Genomic DNA, 17,030 nt, shown 5'->3' with positions numbered 1-17,030 from the left:
TTTTCGGGGCATAAAAAATAAAAAAGCAAATGAAACATTACTGGATAGGTGGATTAATGATGGCGGCCATAAGCTGCGGCTGTAAAAAAGATAAATTGGTCGATAATACCGGCTTAATAAAAACAGCAACGGCTAATGGCCTTACTAATATTACAACAGATAAAGCTTTTTATAAACCGGGCGACCAGGTGAATTTCACCATTGATAAGGCTTTGCCGGCTTCTGTGAAGATCAGGTATAAACAATCGGGAGCGGTTGTTCAGTCGGCGGCGCTAACCGGCATCAGCTGGAAATGGACAGCCCCGGCAACCGATTTTACCGGTTACATGATAGAGTTGTTTGACGGTACCGATGACCAGGAAAAAATTTACGGAACCATAGCGGTTGATGTGTCATCAGATCCGGCGCGTTTTCCCCGGAATGCATTTTTATCTGCCTATGGCAAATTGAGCGATGCCGATATTAAAACTGTCATGAGTTCATTGAACCGTTACCATATGAACTATGTGCAATTCCAGGATTGGGAGGATAAGCACCATAAACCATTGGCCGGTACTGTTGCCAGGCCCGATGCCAGCTGGAAAGATATTGCTAACCGCGATAATTACGGAGCAACTGTGAAAGGTTATATTGATGCCGCGCATAGCTACAATATGAAAACGCTGCATTACAACCTGGCTTATGGTGCTTTGAACGATGCCGCTGCGGATGGGGTAGCCGAAAGCTGGTATTTGTTTAATGACGGCAGCCATACCAAAAAAGAAGTGGCCACCTTACCGCAGCCTTTGTTTAAAAGCGATTTGTATTTGATGGATCCATCAAATACGGGTTGGCAGCAATATATAGCCGCCAAAACCAATGAAGCCTTCCAGGTATATCCTTTTGACGGTTACCAGATAGACCAGTTGGGCAACCGGGATAAAACGTTATATAACTATAACGGAGGTACTGTTGATTTGCCAACGGCTTTTAACTCCTTTATTAAAGCGATGAAATTAGCTATGCCAACCAAAGCCCTGGTGATGAACGCGGTGACCCAATACGGCCAACCGCAGATTGCTGCCGCGCCGGTTGATTTCCTGTATTCGGAAGTGTGGGCACCCAACGAAGCTTATAAAGACCTGGGCAATATTATTAGGAGTAATGATGCATTGACCGGCGGAGCCAAAAAGAGCGTACTGGCAGCCTACATGGATTATGACCTGGCGGGCAGCCCCGGCTATTTTAACACCCCGGGCGTATTGTTTACAGATGCGGTGATCTTCGCCCACGGTGGCTCGCACCTGGAACTGGGCGAGCACATGCTGGGTAAGGAGTATTTTCCAAACAGCAACCTCCAAATGCACGCGGATCTGCAATCAGCCATGATTAGTTATTACGATTTTTTGACCGCTTATGAGAATTTATTGCGTGATGGCGGCGTGTTAAATAACCCGGCAATAGCGGCTGGCGATAGCAAAACCAGGTTAAATAACTTTCCGCCAGTCACAGGCCAGGTATCGGTAATAGGCAGGGACCTGGGCAGCAAACAGGTGATCCATTTGATCAACTTTGCCAACGCCAATAGCCTTGACTGGCGTGACCGAAATGGAACGCAAACAGCGCCTGTTCCTGTAACCAATGGCCGTTTTAATTTTACATCGGCCAAAGCCATCAAAAAAATATGGGTAGCATCACCGGATATTGATGGCGGGGCATCCAAAATCGTAACTTATACCCAGTCTGGAAGTTCGGTTACCTTCACATTGCCAATGTTAAAATACTGGGATATGGTTGTGGTCGAGTACCAATAAAAATCATAAAGACATATAATGAAATATTCAATTCCTGTAATTTTGAACTTACTGCTTGTAGCTGGTTATGTGAACGCGCAAAGCAGTAAGCCCATTTACACTTCCAAAGCCTATACCATATACCCGGATAGGGTGATACAGGGAAAATACCTGGCCAAAGCAATTTCAGCTACTGAACTACAGTCAAATTACCAGAGCCCTATCAACCTGTACAAAAGCCCTGTTGTAGATTTCAAGTTTAGCATTAATGGTAAAGACAATGAGCTGCCATCGGGTAACGATCATCATTTCAGCTGTATTGCCCAGGCGAATGAAACACCGCTCCTTAAATTTGGTGAAAGCTATGCCGATCATAAGGCCATACCGCAAGGCAGCTACCTGAAACCTTTTACCAGTTTCAGGATCAGGCTGGATATGCGCGCCGTATTGGATGCCTTTAAAACCAAGGGATATTATACCTGCTTTAATGGCGATAAGATATATAAAGCTGATTTTAAAGGCGTATATGTAGCAGGCAATACGGCGCCCATGATATGGGATTTTAATAACATCCATAACCGCCCCGAACTGGAACTGAAGGACCCGGACGGAGACGGCATCTATGAAACTACCCTGGTGCTGAACAAACCCCAGGATGCAAACAGTACAGCCTCGTCATGGAAAATGACTGAAGACGTAAGCGCTTTTCCTCAATATCATTCGGGATACAAGATCAGCGATGCGCTGTATAACCTTGCTTTGGAGGAAATGCAGAACGCTGTTGAACCCGATAGTACTTTCCGCACAGGAAAGGAGTGGGGAGGAGTTTGGACAAGAGACATTAGTTATAGTATTATCCTCTCGATGGCTGTGTTGCAACCCCGGGTCGCAGTTTACAGCCTGATGAAGAAGGTGAAAAATGGCAGGATAATTCAGGATACCGGCACGGGCGGCGCTTATCCTGTGTCGTCAGACAGGATGATCTGGGCTGTAGCCGCCTGGGAGGTTTACAAAGTAACAGGTGATAAGGATTGGCTGGAAAAAGCTTACAGGATCATCAAAAAATCGGCTGCTGATGATGTGCTGAATGTGTACGATAAACAAACCGGCATGGTACGTGGTGAATCCTCATTTCTTGACTGGCGTGACGAGACCTACCCCAAATGGATGCAGCCAGCCGATATCTATGAGTCGGAATGCCTGGGTACCACGGTGGTACATTACCAGGTGAACAAGGTGTTAGCCTCTATGGCCGGTTTATTAAATGATAAAGCTGCGGCTGCAAGCTATACTCAGCAAGCCGCGGGGATTAAAAAAGGATTGAACAACCTTTGGTTGCCTTCCAAAGGATACTATGGCCAATACCGGTATGGCCGTAATTATAAAACAGTGTCACCCAGATCTGAAGCATTGGGCGAGGCCTTAGCCGTGCTATTTGACGCGGCCGACGCGGGTAAGCAGCAAAGCGTTATCAATAATACTCCTGTAAATGAGTTCGGTATCCCGTGCATCTACCCACAGATCCCTAATATACTGCCTTACCATAACAACGCCGTATGGCCTTTTGTAGAAACCTACTGGGCAATGGCATCAGCCAAAGCGGGTAACGAAAAATCGGTTATGAGGGCCATCAGCGCCATATACCGCCCGGCAACTTTGTGGCTTACCAACAAGGAAAACTTTGTGGCCAGCAATGGCGACTTTGCCGGTACACAAATAAATAGCAGCAATATGCTCTGGAGCTTATCTGGCAACATCGCATTGGTTTATAAAGTACTGTTTGGGATCCATTACTACGAGAACAGCTTGCAATTAAAACCATTTGTCCCCAAAGCACTGGCCGGCACCCGCTCATTGGATCATTTTAAATACCGTGGGGCAATGCTAAATATTACTATGGAGGGATATGGCAACCAAATTAAAAGCATGGCCCTTGATGGTAAAACTATAACAAGTGCAATTATTCCTGCTGATCTGACCGGAAAGCATAGCATCAAAATAATATTAGCCAATAATGTGTTAACAGGTAAAAGCAATCTTCGGCCAGGTTACACCGCACCAGAAACTCCCGTTGCGGTGTATGCTAAAGACAAACTTAGCTGGCCAAAATCAGATGGGGCTGTAAGCTATCGTATCATTAAAAATGGGCAACCTGTTGCCAATAGTAAAACGACTGGATATACGGTAAATGCTAATGAGTATGCCGAGTACCAGGTTATTGCTGTTGATACAAAAGGTGTGGGTTCATTTGCAAGTGAACCTGTACAGGTTGTTCCCGCCGGTTCGGTTCAAACCATCGAGGCTGAAGGCTCGGTTGATCAGTCGCCCTTGGCTTACCAGGGTTTTACGGGCAAAGGTTTTGTGGAGATCAGCAAAACGGTAAACACCAGTTTAAATGTCGCAGTTAAGGTTGATCAGGCTGGTATTTATGCCATTGATTTTAGGTACGCCAATGGTAACGGACCTATCAATACAGAAAATAAATGCGCCATACGTACATTGGAAGTGGATAAGCATTTTGCCGGCACCGTGGTACTACCACAAAGAGGAAAAGAGGAGTGGAGTAACTGGGGATATAGCAATGTTGTTAAAATGAAACTAAGTAAAGGTCGGCACCTGATATCATTGCAATTGAAGAATGCTAATGAAAATATGAATGGCGAGGTTAATCAGGCAATGGTTGATCATGTACGCCTGATAAGGCTTAGCGATCATTGATACATATTGATTTGAAATTGATATGTGCTGAATATGATAAGTTGAAAATATAGACTTCTTTTGTTATAAGGTCAGCATGAGATTGAGCTGATGTAATTGATATAAATATTTAATGCGTTTCGGGGCTGAGATCCGAAACGCATTTTTTGTTTGGTTTATAATTATTACAACTAAAGTTAAATATTTAGCGCCTTTCATATTTCAATATCAAAGAACACACCCGCCCATTGCGTATTTCGGTAGATGCCATTGCGGAAGTCGTAGACCAAGATTTCATTGAAGGCGCCCATCAGTTGAAAAATAACCAGGCTGAAAAGTACAAGGTGACCCTACCGCAGTAATACAATTCACATTGGTGAATATTGTTTGAAAAGCTGCGCAAACGAACGAATCGCAAATGGCCATTACCAGGTGAACGTTCAGAGTCGTTTCATGAAAGATAAAAAAGAAACCAAACGAAAACTGATCAATGCCGTAGCCTTCATTTTCCGCAATAAAGGCTACGCAGGGTTAGGTTTGAACAAAGTAGCGCGACTGGCTGGTGTAAACAAAAAACTCATAGATCTGAAGAAGGAAAGACAGGGAGCCTTAGCAGCAGAAATTTAGAAAAATGGTAAGACATTGACCAGTCCGATGTAGCTAATGCACGGGAGCCAGCCAATCTTCAAAAGGCCGGGACCGCGTTTAATTAATAATCTCTATTTGACTATTCGATATCGGGTTTTGAGGCAGCCCACGCAAAAATAGCGCCTGAGGGGCAAAAAATACCGGATCTTCCGTAATAGCCAGCCAGGAGGCAGCTCATAGCGGAACTTTTGCCGGCATTCCCGGCAGTATACGGCAGGTGTTTTTACTGGATCATTCATCAAACCGTATTCCCCGTGTCTTTAATATCAAGTTGACCAAGCAAACCACCGCCGGAACGGATCAGAATATTGTCCAGATCGGTAAGCGATAAGACAAGCCGGGTAACCTGCGTTGCTTCTACAACATGGATTGCGCCGCCGCCAAGGATGCTGCTGTTCGGAAAGAAAACAACATTGCGGCCTCCCTTTTCATCAACCAATATGCCTAATTGCTGTGAGTCGCGCCATTGAACCAGGACAGGTATGCCGTCATTTTGCTTGACATGCAGTTTTTCCTCCATCATTGATTTAAGAAAATCGTAACCAGGCATCATATCCAGAACCTGGTGTTCAAGCCAGTTTTTTGCGCGGCTTAGTATGGTAATATGAACCAGGATACCTAATGCAAAAACAAAGGCGATCAATAGCAGGAAAACGAGCGGAAGCAGCAAGAGTAACCCGCCATGCACTTTTACCCAGGGATTATTTTGCGCATTGCCGACAAAGGTCAAAATACCACTTATAGCGCCGCTGAAAACCCAGCCGAGCGCAACGAGCGGAATTAAAAAAATGATCCCGTTGATAAATGTGTTGCGGATAATGCCGCTGGTTTGCCGTAGGATGCTCATGATGTTATCGCTTTTAAAATGTCCGTCCGGAAGCGGCGTGAATTGCCTCTCCTTTATTGCATAAAAATAATAAAGCAGGCGAAAAAAAAGGCCTGCTCTGTTATTTTAGCGGAAAGTTTAGCCGCGATTCTTTTTTGCCGCTGTGCTAAAGTGCGCAGCGGCCATCGCAAATTTGCCGGACTACGATAAATATGCCCCGGAATTTGCTCAGCTCGCTCACCGGCTGACTTGGCGTTATGATGATGGCAGCCTTCTTGTTGGCTGTCTTGTGTAATTACCATAACATTATTGTTTTTATTATTTATTAATTGATAATGAATGCATTACAATATTAAATAATAAACAAGTGGCTGTTTGCGGATAAAACTGTCGAGATCGGTGAGTATACTATCGAAAAATAAGATGATTAACGGGCGTTCTTTTTGTTGCTTATTTCATTTCGCAATAGCTGTGCGGTCGTTTCCATTTGCTCTAAGGTCTTGCTCAACCGTGCACCCGCTGCATCATTCTCTTTAAAATATTTGTCTGCTTCAGCCTCAACGATTGCCATCTGTTCCTTAAGCTCGGTCATCTTTTCCGTATTGTAACTATTAAAGTTTTTCATCCTGTAAAAATTAATTATGCAATAATGGTGGCTTGTTAACGCCGGCATTGTTAATGCTATACAATAGTAGCTAATAACCGATACAGGATTTTAAGCTAAGTGTATTGAAATCTGTGAAAACAATATCGATAATTATTTATTACATCCTTTTTATGCCAATCAACCTGGCACCACTTCCTGCAGACGCCGCGGTTTGCAACAGGACCTTATCGCTTTGACAAGATATCCCTGATCTCGGTAAGCAAAGTTTCTTCTTTGCTGGGGACCGGCGCAGGGGCGGGAGCAGCCGCTTCTTTCTTTTTAAGTGCCATGATGCCTTTAACGATTATAAAAATACAGAAGGCTACAATTAAAAAATCAATGACATTATTGATGAACAGGCCGTAATTGATGGCCGTTTCGGGTACTTTTCCTTCTGCTGATTTGAGCACATATTTCAGATCCTTGAAATCGATGCCGCCGGTAAAGTAACCAATAGGCGGCATCAGGATATCATTGACCAATGAGGTCACGATCTTGCCAAAAGCCGCGCCGATAATGACACCGACTGCCAGATCAACAACGTTGCCACGCATGGCAAATTCCTTGAATTCTTTTACAATAGCCATTTTTTTGTTTTTTAGTGTTTAATGTATTTGTTAATTATTGTTATTAATAAACTATCTGTTATTTGGGCCCCAGCAGGCAGCTCCTTGCTGAAAGGCCCTGAATTAAAACCTCAATAAACGTTTAATTGCGGCAAATGCTGTTGTGTGGCAAGCCGCCGGCCCTCAAACTGGGGCGGCAGCAGCAATTTCTTGCCCAGTCCTTCCATGGGTTCATCGACCGCAAGACCGGGCTGATCCGTAGCAACACTAAACAACATACCGCCCGGTTCCCGGAAATAGAACGAGTTGAAATAGTGACGGTCATGTTCTGCACTGACCCCACAGCCCAAAGCAGCGATGGTCAGACGATAAGTCGACAGCGCTTCTTTATCGTTGCTGTAATAAAGATGATAGACATTGGGGTTATTAAAATGAACTGTGCTCTTGACCAGGTGCGGGTCCAATACCCTGATGTAAAAATCCAGGTTACGTTGTAAACTTCCCGCCACCGTCGTGATATGATGCAATCCCTGGATCATCTCTTTCATAGCTTATTTATTATATATAATGGTACATTAAGGGTGCTGTGGCGGCAAACGCTGAATAACGTTGGAGAACGAGTGGGAAAAGCGACACATCTATTGTCCAGGCGGTAAAGCCCAAATTGAACTTTACCCACACTGAAGACAATATGAAGGCAATATATATTCGCTGGAGCTGTAGATAACAATATATATATAATGGTAGTCAGCAATAAAAAAGAGTTCTTCGTTGAAATTTTTATTAGCAAGTCGCAATAATCCGATGGCATTCCGGCAAAGCTCCAATCGATATACAGTGCAATACAATATTAGCTGATATCAATTAACAGATTCAGGAAAAAACTATCGAAAATGGTGAAACATCTGTCATAAATCATTCTTGATTAAATATGGCAAAGTTTACTGCGCTGTTCTATGTGAAATCGTGACTGGTTTAACCGGTATATCGATATCTATACGCCTTTGGAAAGATTGAAACACCGGCCTCGTAACAACTGACATGACGAAAAGAACTTACGGGCGAATTATTATTCGCGGCGATCTTGTGACAATGCGGGAGCACAAGCTTATGCGCGCTGTTCCACAAGCCGGCCATGAAAGACTCATCCATCAGGACATAAAAATGGTCATTCAATCTTAGCCCGGCTTAACAGTTTTGCATCAGGCTCCGGTATTCACTTGGTGTCAGGGTCGTTTTAGTTTTAAAGAAATAGGAGAAATAAACGAGGTTTTTGAACCCGAGGTGAAATGCGATCTCTTTGATGGACAACGTCGAGCTATGTAATAATCTTTTGGCCTCAAGCAAAACTCGTTCCTGGATCATTTCCAGTGCCGACATGTGGAATTGCTTTCTGCAGATAATTCCCAGATAATTAGGCGTAATGCAAAGGTGATTGGCGTAAAAGGCAACTGATTTCTGTGTCCTGTAATGGTGGTCCACCAAAGAATGGAATTTAAAGGATAACGGATTTGAATGGTAAGCGATTACGTCCCCAAATTTATCTTTTGCCCACAGGGTGATCATCAGTGTAATGAGCCGGCACCTGGCATTGATCAGCTCCGTAAATACTGCGGTCGAGCCTAATTCTGTCTTAATGGCCAAAAACTCGGCGTTTAACTGCTTGAATGTTTTTGAATCCAGGTTTAATACGGCGTGCTGGATAAATTGCGTAAAAGAAAATTGCAGTTTGGAGGAAAAAGTTTCTGTCAGTGCCCTGTTGATAATAAGCTCTTTTCCTTTGATTTCCGGGCCAAACTCCCAATGGTGCGTTTGGCCTGGCGAAACCATCTGGATCTGCCTGGGCATTATTTCGTGATCGTTATTGTCAATACGGTGCACGCCGCTGCCCTGCTCAAACAAAAGCAAAACGAATGAGTCATCTTTGGGGAACTCAATGCTTTTCCCGCTCTCAAATTCGTGGTAAATAACATAATCATTCCTTTCAAACTCCGCATCTTTGATCGCCGGAAGATAACTTTTAACTTTTTTCCTCATTAAAAAATAAAATAATCTCACTATGGGTAACTGATACCACAGGGTATCATCATTCCCGTACACCACTTTGAGTTAGAACTATAGCTAAATTAAACAATAATATTTCAAAAACCTGCCCTATCATCCGGCATACCTGCCATGACGGCATGACCGCCCGGAATAGGAATAATAAAAATAAAATAATAAATCGCGGGCAGCGGCAAATTTTATTTTATTGCTGACCATGATCGTTGCGCAGCCGCCGGAGTTCCTGTTGCAGTTGCTGTACCCTGTTCAATAAATGCGTTATGGCCTCCAGGCCTTCCATGTTGATCTCCAGCTCGTAATGAAGATGGATATATTTTTCAATATCGGCAAGCTGTTCAAAGTCGATCATATCGCCTTGATCTGAGCGCATCAGCTCTATTAAACCATGATCACTCAACGAGTACACAAATGTCGTCTCGACCTGATAATAGACACAAAATTGGTCAACTGATATTTTTGTAGGTGTAGCCATAATTACTTCTTTTGACGCTCCTCGGCCAGTTTATGAAACAATTCTTTTTCCTTGTCTGAAAGATTCCTGGGGACCTGTACCTGATAGGTAACATACAGATCTCCGTATACACCTTCCTTTTTATAAACGGGAACCCCCTTGCCTTTCAAACGGACCTTGGTGCCATTTTGGGTTTCAGGTGCCACTTTTAGTTTGACCTTCCCACCGACGGTATTAACCATTTCCTCACCACCCAGTACGGCAGTAAAAAGGTCCAAGGGCTGGTCTGCATAGAGATCATTGCCTTTTCGGATAAATCCGGTATTGTTGTGAATGGTAAAAGTGATATACAGGTCACCATTCGGGCCTCCATGCTGGCCCGGTGCACCATAACCGGCGATCTTTATTTCCTGACCGTCCTCAATGCCCGCAGGCACAGTCACCCGGATATTTTTGTCATTAATGGTAAAAGTTTGTTTATGGGTTTTGAAAATATCTGACAAATTCAGCTGAACGGATGCGCGGTAGTCCTGCCCCTTAAAACGGGTCTGGCGGCCGCCGCCGCCACCGCGGTTACCGAACATGGAGGCGAAAAAGTCGGAATAGTCGCCATCGTCGCCGTCAAAAGAATAATACTGCCCGCCCTGGTTCTGGCCCTGCCCGAAGGGATTTGCCCTGGAACGCCCCTGCGACTGTTGCTGCCGGCGCGCCTCTTCAAATTGTTCCCCATGTTTCCAGTCAGCCCCGTACTGATCATATTTTTTCCTTTTTTCAGCATCACCCAGCACCTCGTTTGCCTCGTTGATCTGCTGGAAGAGCTTTACGGCTTCAGGATCATTCGGATTCAGATCAGGGTGGTGCTTACGTGCCTGCTTTCGATAGGCTTTTTTGATATCATCAGCTGACGCCGTTTTATCTAATCCTAAGATCTTATAGTAATCAACATATTCCATTCTTTAAAAGATAGTCTTATTTATTATAATATGTTTTTTATACAATTTATGCAATATTATTATTTATTGGTATGGCTTATTATAGGTTTATTATATTATAATTTGATAATACCTGTTATCAGATCAGCTGCCCCCTGTTCCTCTCCGGGTAATTCCGCGACAATACAGAAACCCACCTCACCGCTGACCGGTACTTTCCTGAAACCGGAGGTAAACAGGCTTTTTCCACTTAATAATTGACCCGTCCGGCAACCATAGCGCTTAGCTCTTCCCCATGTGCCTGGGTTGCCTAAACGCATGCCGAAGGTAACAAATGGCGGAGGTAAAGTAATTGGCCCCATGGCCTGATGAATGATTTGCGATATCAAATTCACTCTTTTCGACACCATTATTAAAAGGTGGCTTTTTTTTATTAATTATTATTGCAATATCCGATTCGTAATTTATTGGCATTGATTTCGCCGTTTGCCAGCGGCCATTTCCGGTCAGGTAAAATGGCCAGAAAAAGGTCGTAAACAACAGGAGTCATTTTGTCCGCAATTTTTACATCCATCGGGTTACATCGTAATCATTAAAAAAAACAAGCAGTAAAAGAATTTTAATTAATTGTTCAACTAATCACTTATATATTATGGGAAAAATTATTGGAATTGACTTGGGAACCACTAATAGTTGCGTAGCAGTAATGGAAGGCAGCGAACCGGTGGTGATCGCAAATGACGAAGGACGCCGCACAACCCCTTCTGTTGTTGCGTTTTTAAAGAATGGGGAACGTAAAGTAGGTGATCCTGCTAAAAGGCAGGCGATTACCAACCCGCAGAATACGATCATGTCCATCAAACGCTTTATGGGACGGCGTTTTGATGAAGTGACCGAAGAGATCAAGCACTGCAGCTATAAAGTTGTACGTGGTGATAATGATACGATACGCGTCGATATTGACGGCCGTTTATATACACCGCAGGAGATCTCGGCTATTATCCTGCAGAAAATGAAAAAAAATGCGGAAGATTATCTCGGGCAGGAAGTAACAGAAGCGGTAATTACCGTACCGGCCTATTTTAATGATGCACAGCGCCAGGCGACAAAGGAGGCGGGGGAAATCGCCGGTTTAACCGTTAGGCGTATCGTCAACGAGCCAACCGCGGCAGCATTGGCTTACGGGCTTGACAAAGGTGACAGGAGCCACAGGGCCGCCGTATTTGACCTGGGTGGCGGAACCTTTGATATTTCGGTTCTGGAGCTGGGCGACGGCGTTTTCGAAGTAAAATCCACGAATGGCGATACCCATTTAGGTGGCGACGATTTTGATAAAGTGATCATGGATTGGCTGGCTGATGAATTTAAAAAGGAAGAGAACATAGACCTGCGTAAAGATCCGATGGCTTTACAACGCTTAAAAGAAGCCGCTGAAAAAGCAAAAGTGGAATTGTCGTCGGCCACGGAAACGGAGATCAACCTGCCCTATGTTACCTCTGTTGACGGGGTTCCGAAGCACTTGGTTAAGAAACTAACCCGTGCGATCTTCGAGAAACTGTCTGATAAACTTTTTACCCGTTGTTTGAAACCATGTGAGGCGGCCCTGAAAGATGCCAAATTGAAACCTGCCGATATCGAGGAGGTGATCCTTGTCGGAGGTAGTACGCGAATCCCGAAAGTACAGGAGATCGTTGAAAAGTTCTTTGGCAGGAAGCCCAATAAGAGCGTTAACCCGGATGAAGTAGTTGCACTGGGCGCAGCCATCCAGGGCGCTGTACTGACCGGGGATGTGAAGGATGTTGTTTTACTGGACGTTACCCCGCTTTCTTTGGGGATCGAAACCATGGGCGGCGTAATGACCACACTCATCCCGGCAAATACCACCATTCCGGCCAAAAAATCAGAAATATTCTCCACCGCGAGTGATAACCAGCCGGGTGTACAGGTACATGTTTTACAGGGGGACCGTGCCCTGGCAAAAGACAATAAAAGCCTGGGTATCTTTAACCTGGACGGGATACCACCGGCACCAAGGGGCATACCGCAGGTCGAAGTGACCTTTGATATTGATGCTAATGGTATCTTAAATGTCAGCGCTAAAGACAAAGGCACTAATAAAGAACAAAAAATACGCATCGAGGCAGGCAGCGGGCTGAGCAAGGAAGAGGTCGAAAAAATGCGGGAAAGTGCCAAAGCAAATGAGGCTGCTGATAAAGCGGCTAAAGAAAAGATCGACAAACTTAATCACGCGGATAGTCTCGTATTCCAGACAGAAAAACAATTGAAAGAGTTTGGTGATAAAATCTCCGGCACCAATAAGGAGGCGATTAACGGTGCATTGTCTGCTTTAAAATATGCGCATGAGCAACAGGATATCGCCGGCATTGACCGCGCTATGGCGGATCTGAACACGGCCTGGAGCGCCGCCAGTGAAGAGATGTACAAAACGGCGGATAACAAAGGTGCGGGCGCAGGTCCGGAGTCAGGCGGACAACCGGCCGGCGGGGATGACGAGGCCACAGATGTACAGTTTGAAGAAGTTAATTAATTGGGCCTGGCAATTATCGTAACAGGTATACTATGCGATACCTGCCTAGATATATTTCTGGTTGTTTATATGACGGGTAGCTTTAAATTTAAATAAGTGATACCCGTCATATACTTTTTTATAGAAATTGACACATACGTTCGCGTTTCTCAATGACAGGGAGCCCGATCTGATTAGATATCCTTATATTTATTATTATTTATTTTGATAGCTGCTCTCCCATGACGGGCAGCCCTTTATTCATCATAATAACGCACCAATATGACCGATCTGCCATTAGTTGGAACAAAACACAAACCCATACGGAAAGTGAACGGCTTTATCGGGTCTCCCTCGCTGGACATCCTTTCGATCGAGGAACCGCTCGAAATAAGAATAGGCTATGGACCGGGTGCGGACAGGATCCAAAAAAGCATCTCCGTAACCATGCGTACCCCCGGTAATGACCTGGAACTGGCGCTGGGCTTCCTGTTTACAGAAGGCATCATTTCCTCTTACCATGACGTAGCCAATGTTTATCATGTGGATACGGCCTGTTCTTCGCAAAAAGAGAACATTGTTCACGTAGAACTGGCAGAGGCTTTCAGTCCGCAGCTCCTGCAATCGGAAAGGAATTTTTATACAACTTCCAGCTGCGGTGTTTGCGGAAAAGGGTCTATCCAGTCGATAAGAACAGTTAGCCCGTTCAGCGGCTGGGCCAAACCCGAACTGAGACTGCCGACACCGGTGCTCTATGACCTGCCCCGGAAATTAAAGGCGGCACAGGGCGGGTTCGCTGTTACAGGAGGTATCCATGCCTCTGGTTTGTTTTCCCTGGACGGCGAACTGCTCTTACTCCGGGAAGATGTCGGGCGGCACAACGCCCTTGATAAATTGATCGGTAATGCGCTGGCCTGCGACATGCTGCCTTTAGATCAGCACATTTTATTACTTAGCGGCAGGGCGAGTTTTGAATTGATCCAAAAAGCCGCGATGGCCGGAATCTCCATTGTCGCCGCCATTGGTGCGCCATCAACGCTTGCTGTTGAACTGGCCACGGAATTTGATATGACGCTTTTGGGCTTTTTAAGGGAAGACCGTTTCAATATTTACAGTTCAAGTGACCGGATCTTAATACCGACATCGTATGAAAATTAGAATAAAAGGCAATTCACTCCGCTACCGGCTGACACAATCGGACGTAACCCGGCTAAACCAGGATGGTTTTCTCCAGGAACAGACGGAATTTGCCGGAAAAACATTAACCTATGGTATTGAAGTGACCATCAATGATAGCCTGGCCTCCGATTATATTGGCGACCAGATCTTGCTGAGTATGCCCAGGACAATGATCGAAGAGCTGGCAACTACTTCCAGGGTTGGCTTTGACGACAAGACCGGCCCGGTAAGCATCCTGGTCGAAAAAGATTTTACCTGTCTGGATAACGTGGAAGAAGATCAAAGCGATAATTTCCCCAACCCCTTACTCACCCAATAATCAAATACGCAGGCCATGAAAAAGACAAAAAAAGAACCGTCGGCAGAGCCGCCCTACAAACTATTAGATCTGAAGGTCTCCCCGGTAAAAAAATGGGCGGCAGGCATACCGGCGGTCATGGCGGCTTTCAGCGACCTGTTTGAAGAAGGTGTTCCGGTCAGGGGCACCCGGGCCTTATTCTCCATGAATCAACGCGGCGGTTTTGACTGCCCGAGCTGCGCCTGGCCCGATCCTGACGACGAACGGTCACCGGTGGGTGAATACTGTGAAAATGGCGCCAAAGCACTGGCAGATGAAGCCACTACCAGAAAGGTCACGGCTGAGTTCTTCAAAAGAAATTCGGTGTATGATCTTGCTAACCTCACAGATTTTGAGATCGGCCGTATGGGCAGGTTGGCTGAGCCCATGTATATGCCTGAAAACGGCACACACTACCAGCCGATCAGTTGGGATGACGCCTTTAAAAAGATAGCGGACCACCTGAACCGTTTGCAATCACCGGATGAGGCCGCTTTTTATACCTCCGGGCGAACAAGCAACGAGGCATCCTTCGTCTATCAGCTTTTTGCCAGGGAGTTTGGCACCAATAACATGCCGGATTGTTCGAACATGTGCCATGAAACATCGGGAACGGCATTATTGCCCACTATCGGGATCGGCAAAGGCACCGTAAAACTGGATGATTTTTATGATACCGATGTTATCGTGATCATTGGTCATAATCCCGGTACCAATGCTCCCCGGATGATGAGCGCGCTGGAGAAAGGCAAAAAAAATGGCGCTAAGATCATTGCTATCAATCCCTTGCCCGAGGCCGGCCTGATGGCCTTTCGCAACCCGCAGCAGCTCAATGGCGTGATCGGGAATGGGGTTCAGCTCGCAGACCTTTACCTGCCCGTGAAAATAAATGGCGATATGGCGCTTTTAAAAGCCCTTGAACTTTTATTGCTTGATTTTGAAAGAAAATCTCCCGGCGAGGTTTTTGACCACGAGTTCATTAATAATAAAACGGCGGGTTATGAAGCTTTTATAAAGCAGTTTGAGGATTATGAACTGGATAAACTTGCTGAAGAATCCGGTTTATCGGCGGCGGATATTTACCAGGCCGCACAAATGCTGGCCTTTAAAAAACGCATTATTTTTTGCTGGGGCATGGGACTTACCCAACAGCCTAACGGGGTGGATATGATCAAGGAGATCGTTAACCTGCTTTTGCTTAAAGGAAGTATCGGCAAACCCGGTGCCGGGGTTTGCCCCGTTCGCGGTCATAGTAATGTACAGGGCAACCGCACGATGCTGATCAACGAAAAGCCCACGAATGAACAACTGGACCGCCTGCGGGATTACTATGGATTTGAACCTCCGCGGGAGCATGGCTACGACGTGGTCAGGGCCATTAAAGCCATGCATGCGGATAAATTAAAGGTATTGTTCTGTATGGGCGGCAATTTTTTATCTGCAACACCCGATACTACCTATACTGCCGCTGCGCTCAGAAAACTTCATCTGAGTGTCTGTGTTTCAACGAAATTAAACCGGACACATTTAATACACGGCCGGGAGGCTTTGATATTGCCAACCTATTCACGAAGCGACCTGGACATCGTGAACGGCGAGGCCCAGTTCATCAGCACCGAAAGCTCCATGGGCATCGTCCAGTCCTCCAAAGGGATCCTGAAACCCATATCGGATGACCTGATCAACGAGACGCAGATCGCTTGCCGGATGGCAATGGCGACTTTAGGTTCCAGATCGGTAGTTGACTGGCAGCGGTATGCAAATAGCTATGATGCGGTCAGGGATGCTATCGAAAAATGCATACCGGGCTTTGAAAACTACAATAGCAGGGTTCGCGAACGCAACGGGTTCTATCTGCCCAATGCTGCCCGGGACGGCAACTTCGTTACGGCGGCCTATGGTGACCGTGCGCCATTTAGCCTGACCAGTGTACCGGACAATACACTTGCCAGGGATGAATACCTGATGGCGACTACGCGTACACATGATCAGTTCAACACGACGATCTATGGCCTGGAGGACCGGTACCGCGGGATCAAAAATGAACGCCGCGTTGTTTTCATGAATCAAAAAGATATTGACGCTGACGGATTTGTGAACGGCGAAAAAGTTGACCTGTTCAATTACGATGACGGCATTGAACGGATCGCACCGCTTTTCATTATTGTGGCCTACCCGATACCCGAACGCAATACCGTCACCTATTTTCCGGAAACCAACGTACTGGTGTCCATTAATAATGTCGTTGGTGAAAGCAATATGCCGGCTTCAAAATATGTGAGGATCAAGATCAGGAAGCATGTTCCGGAGATTTTTGAACAGGTAGAAAAAACGCAACAACGCGAACGCAGGAATGAATTGATGCCTGTCTGAATTCGCTCAGCC

Annotated in this window: 17 protein-coding genes; 7 read left to right on the top strand and 10 right to left on the bottom strand. The window is 45.5% G+C overall.

Going from position 1 to position 17,030, the window contains the following annotated elements:
• Positions 1 to 29 precede the first annotated feature (29 nt).
• The 3 genes from WC743_RS06095 to WC743_RS06085 all read left to right on the top strand — a co-directional run bounded on the left by WC743_RS06095 (position 30) and on the right by WC743_RS06085 (position 5,096).
• Entirely contained in the window at positions 30 to 1,793 is a 1,764-nt protein-coding gene (locus tag WC743_RS06095; protein ID WP_373010966.1) for a glycoside hydrolase family 66 protein, read from the top strand.
• A gap of 18 nt (positions 1,794 to 1,811) precedes the next feature.
• Positions 1,812 to 4,490, top strand: a complete 2,679-nt coding sequence (locus WC743_RS06090; protein ID WP_373010965.1) for a glycogen debranching protein — start codon at positions 1,812 to 1,814, stop codon at positions 4,488 to 4,490.
• A 366-nt stretch (positions 4,491 to 4,856) separates the two neighbouring features.
• Complete coding sequence (locus WC743_RS06085) at positions 4,857 to 5,096, top strand: hypothetical protein (RefSeq protein ID WP_373010964.1); 240 nt, start codon at positions 4,857 to 4,859, stop codon at positions 5,094 to 5,096.
• A 259-nt stretch (positions 5,097 to 5,355) separates the two neighbouring features.
• On the opposite strand, the gene WC743_RS06080 is transcribed toward WC743_RS06085, so the two are convergent.
• The 10 genes from WC743_RS06080 to WC743_RS06035 all read right to left on the bottom strand — a co-directional run bounded on the left by WC743_RS06080 (position 5,356) and on the right by WC743_RS06035 (position 11,176).
• Positions 5,356 to 5,964, bottom strand: coding sequence for a hypothetical protein (locus WC743_RS06080; protein ID WP_373010962.1), 609 nt, complete (start codon positions 5,962 to 5,964; stop codon positions 5,356 to 5,358).
• Between the two features lie 53 nt (positions 5,965 to 6,017).
• Entirely contained in the window at positions 6,018 to 6,245 is a 228-nt protein-coding gene (locus tag WC743_RS06075; protein WP_373010961.1) for a hypothetical protein, read from the bottom strand.
• A 125-nt stretch (positions 6,246 to 6,370) separates the two neighbouring features.
• Positions 6,371 to 6,568 carry a histone H1 gene (locus WC743_RS06070; RefSeq protein ID WP_373010959.1) on the bottom strand — a complete coding sequence of 66 codons (198 nt, stop codon included), beginning with the start codon at positions 6,566 to 6,568 and terminating at the stop codon, positions 6,371 to 6,373.
• A 206-nt stretch (positions 6,569 to 6,774) separates the two neighbouring features.
• Entirely contained in the window at positions 6,775 to 7,176 is a 402-nt protein-coding gene (gene mscL, locus WC743_RS06065; protein WP_373010958.1) for a large-conductance mechanosensitive channel protein MscL, read from the bottom strand.
• 110 nt (positions 7,177 to 7,286) lie between these two features.
• Positions 7,287 to 7,703, bottom strand: coding sequence for a hypothetical protein (locus WC743_RS06060; protein WP_373010957.1), 417 nt, complete (start codon positions 7,701 to 7,703; stop codon positions 7,287 to 7,289).
• A gap of 640 nt (positions 7,704 to 8,343) precedes the next feature.
• On the bottom strand, positions 8,344 to 9,192 hold the full coding sequence (locus WC743_RS06055; protein ID WP_373010956.1) for a helix-turn-helix domain-containing protein: 849 nt from the start codon (positions 9,190 to 9,192) through the stop codon (positions 8,344 to 8,346).
• Positions 9,193 to 9,403: 211 nt separating this feature from the next.
• A complete protein-coding gene (locus WC743_RS06050) occupies positions 9,404 to 9,691 on the bottom strand; it encodes a chaperone modulator CbpM (protein WP_373010955.1) in 288 nt (95 codons plus the stop codon).
• Between the two features lie 2 nt (positions 9,692 to 9,693).
• Entirely contained in the window at positions 9,694 to 10,623 is a 930-nt protein-coding gene (locus WC743_RS06045; protein WP_373010954.1) for a DnaJ C-terminal domain-containing protein, read from the bottom strand.
• A gap of 95 nt (positions 10,624 to 10,718) precedes the next feature.
• Entirely contained in the window at positions 10,719 to 11,012 is a 294-nt protein-coding gene (locus WC743_RS06040) for a hypothetical protein (RefSeq protein WP_373010953.1), read from the bottom strand.
• Between the two features lie 23 nt (positions 11,013 to 11,035).
• Positions 11,036 to 11,176, bottom strand: coding sequence for a hypothetical protein (locus tag WC743_RS06035; RefSeq protein WP_373010952.1), 141 nt, complete (start codon positions 11,174 to 11,176; stop codon positions 11,036 to 11,038).
• 78 nt (positions 11,177 to 11,254) lie between these two features.
• Between WC743_RS06035 and dnaK the strand changes: the two genes are divergently transcribed.
• The 4 genes from dnaK to WC743_RS06015 all read left to right on the top strand — a co-directional run bounded on the left by dnaK (position 11,255) and on the right by WC743_RS06015 (position 17,018).
• Entirely contained in the window at positions 11,255 to 13,150 is a 1,896-nt protein-coding gene (gene dnaK, locus WC743_RS06030) for a molecular chaperone DnaK (protein WP_373010951.1), read from the top strand.
• 261 nt (positions 13,151 to 13,411) lie between these two features.
• Positions 13,412 to 14,287, top strand: coding sequence for a formate dehydrogenase accessory sulfurtransferase FdhD (fdhD, locus tag WC743_RS06025; protein ID WP_373010950.1), 876 nt, complete (start codon positions 13,412 to 13,414; stop codon positions 14,285 to 14,287).
• Positions 14,277 to 14,627, top strand: coding sequence for a hypothetical protein (locus WC743_RS06020; protein WP_373010949.1), 351 nt, complete (start codon positions 14,277 to 14,279; stop codon positions 14,625 to 14,627). Before fdhD ends, WC743_RS06020 begins: the two co-directional genes overlap by 11 nt.
• A gap of 15 nt (positions 14,628 to 14,642) precedes the next feature.
• A complete protein-coding gene (locus WC743_RS06015; RefSeq protein WP_373010948.1) occupies positions 14,643 to 17,018 on the top strand; it encodes an FdhF/YdeP family oxidoreductase in 2,376 nt (791 codons plus the stop codon).
• The last annotated feature ends 12 nt before the right edge of the window (positions 17,019 to 17,030 follow it).

Origin of the sequence: Mucilaginibacter sp., assembly GCF_041660805.1 — a bacterium.
GTDB lineage: Bacteria > Bacteroidota > Bacteroidia > Sphingobacteriales > Sphingobacteriaceae > Mucilaginibacter.
Note: the sequence above shows the minus strand (reverse complement) of the source record. Positions and strands in the feature narration are given on the sequence as shown.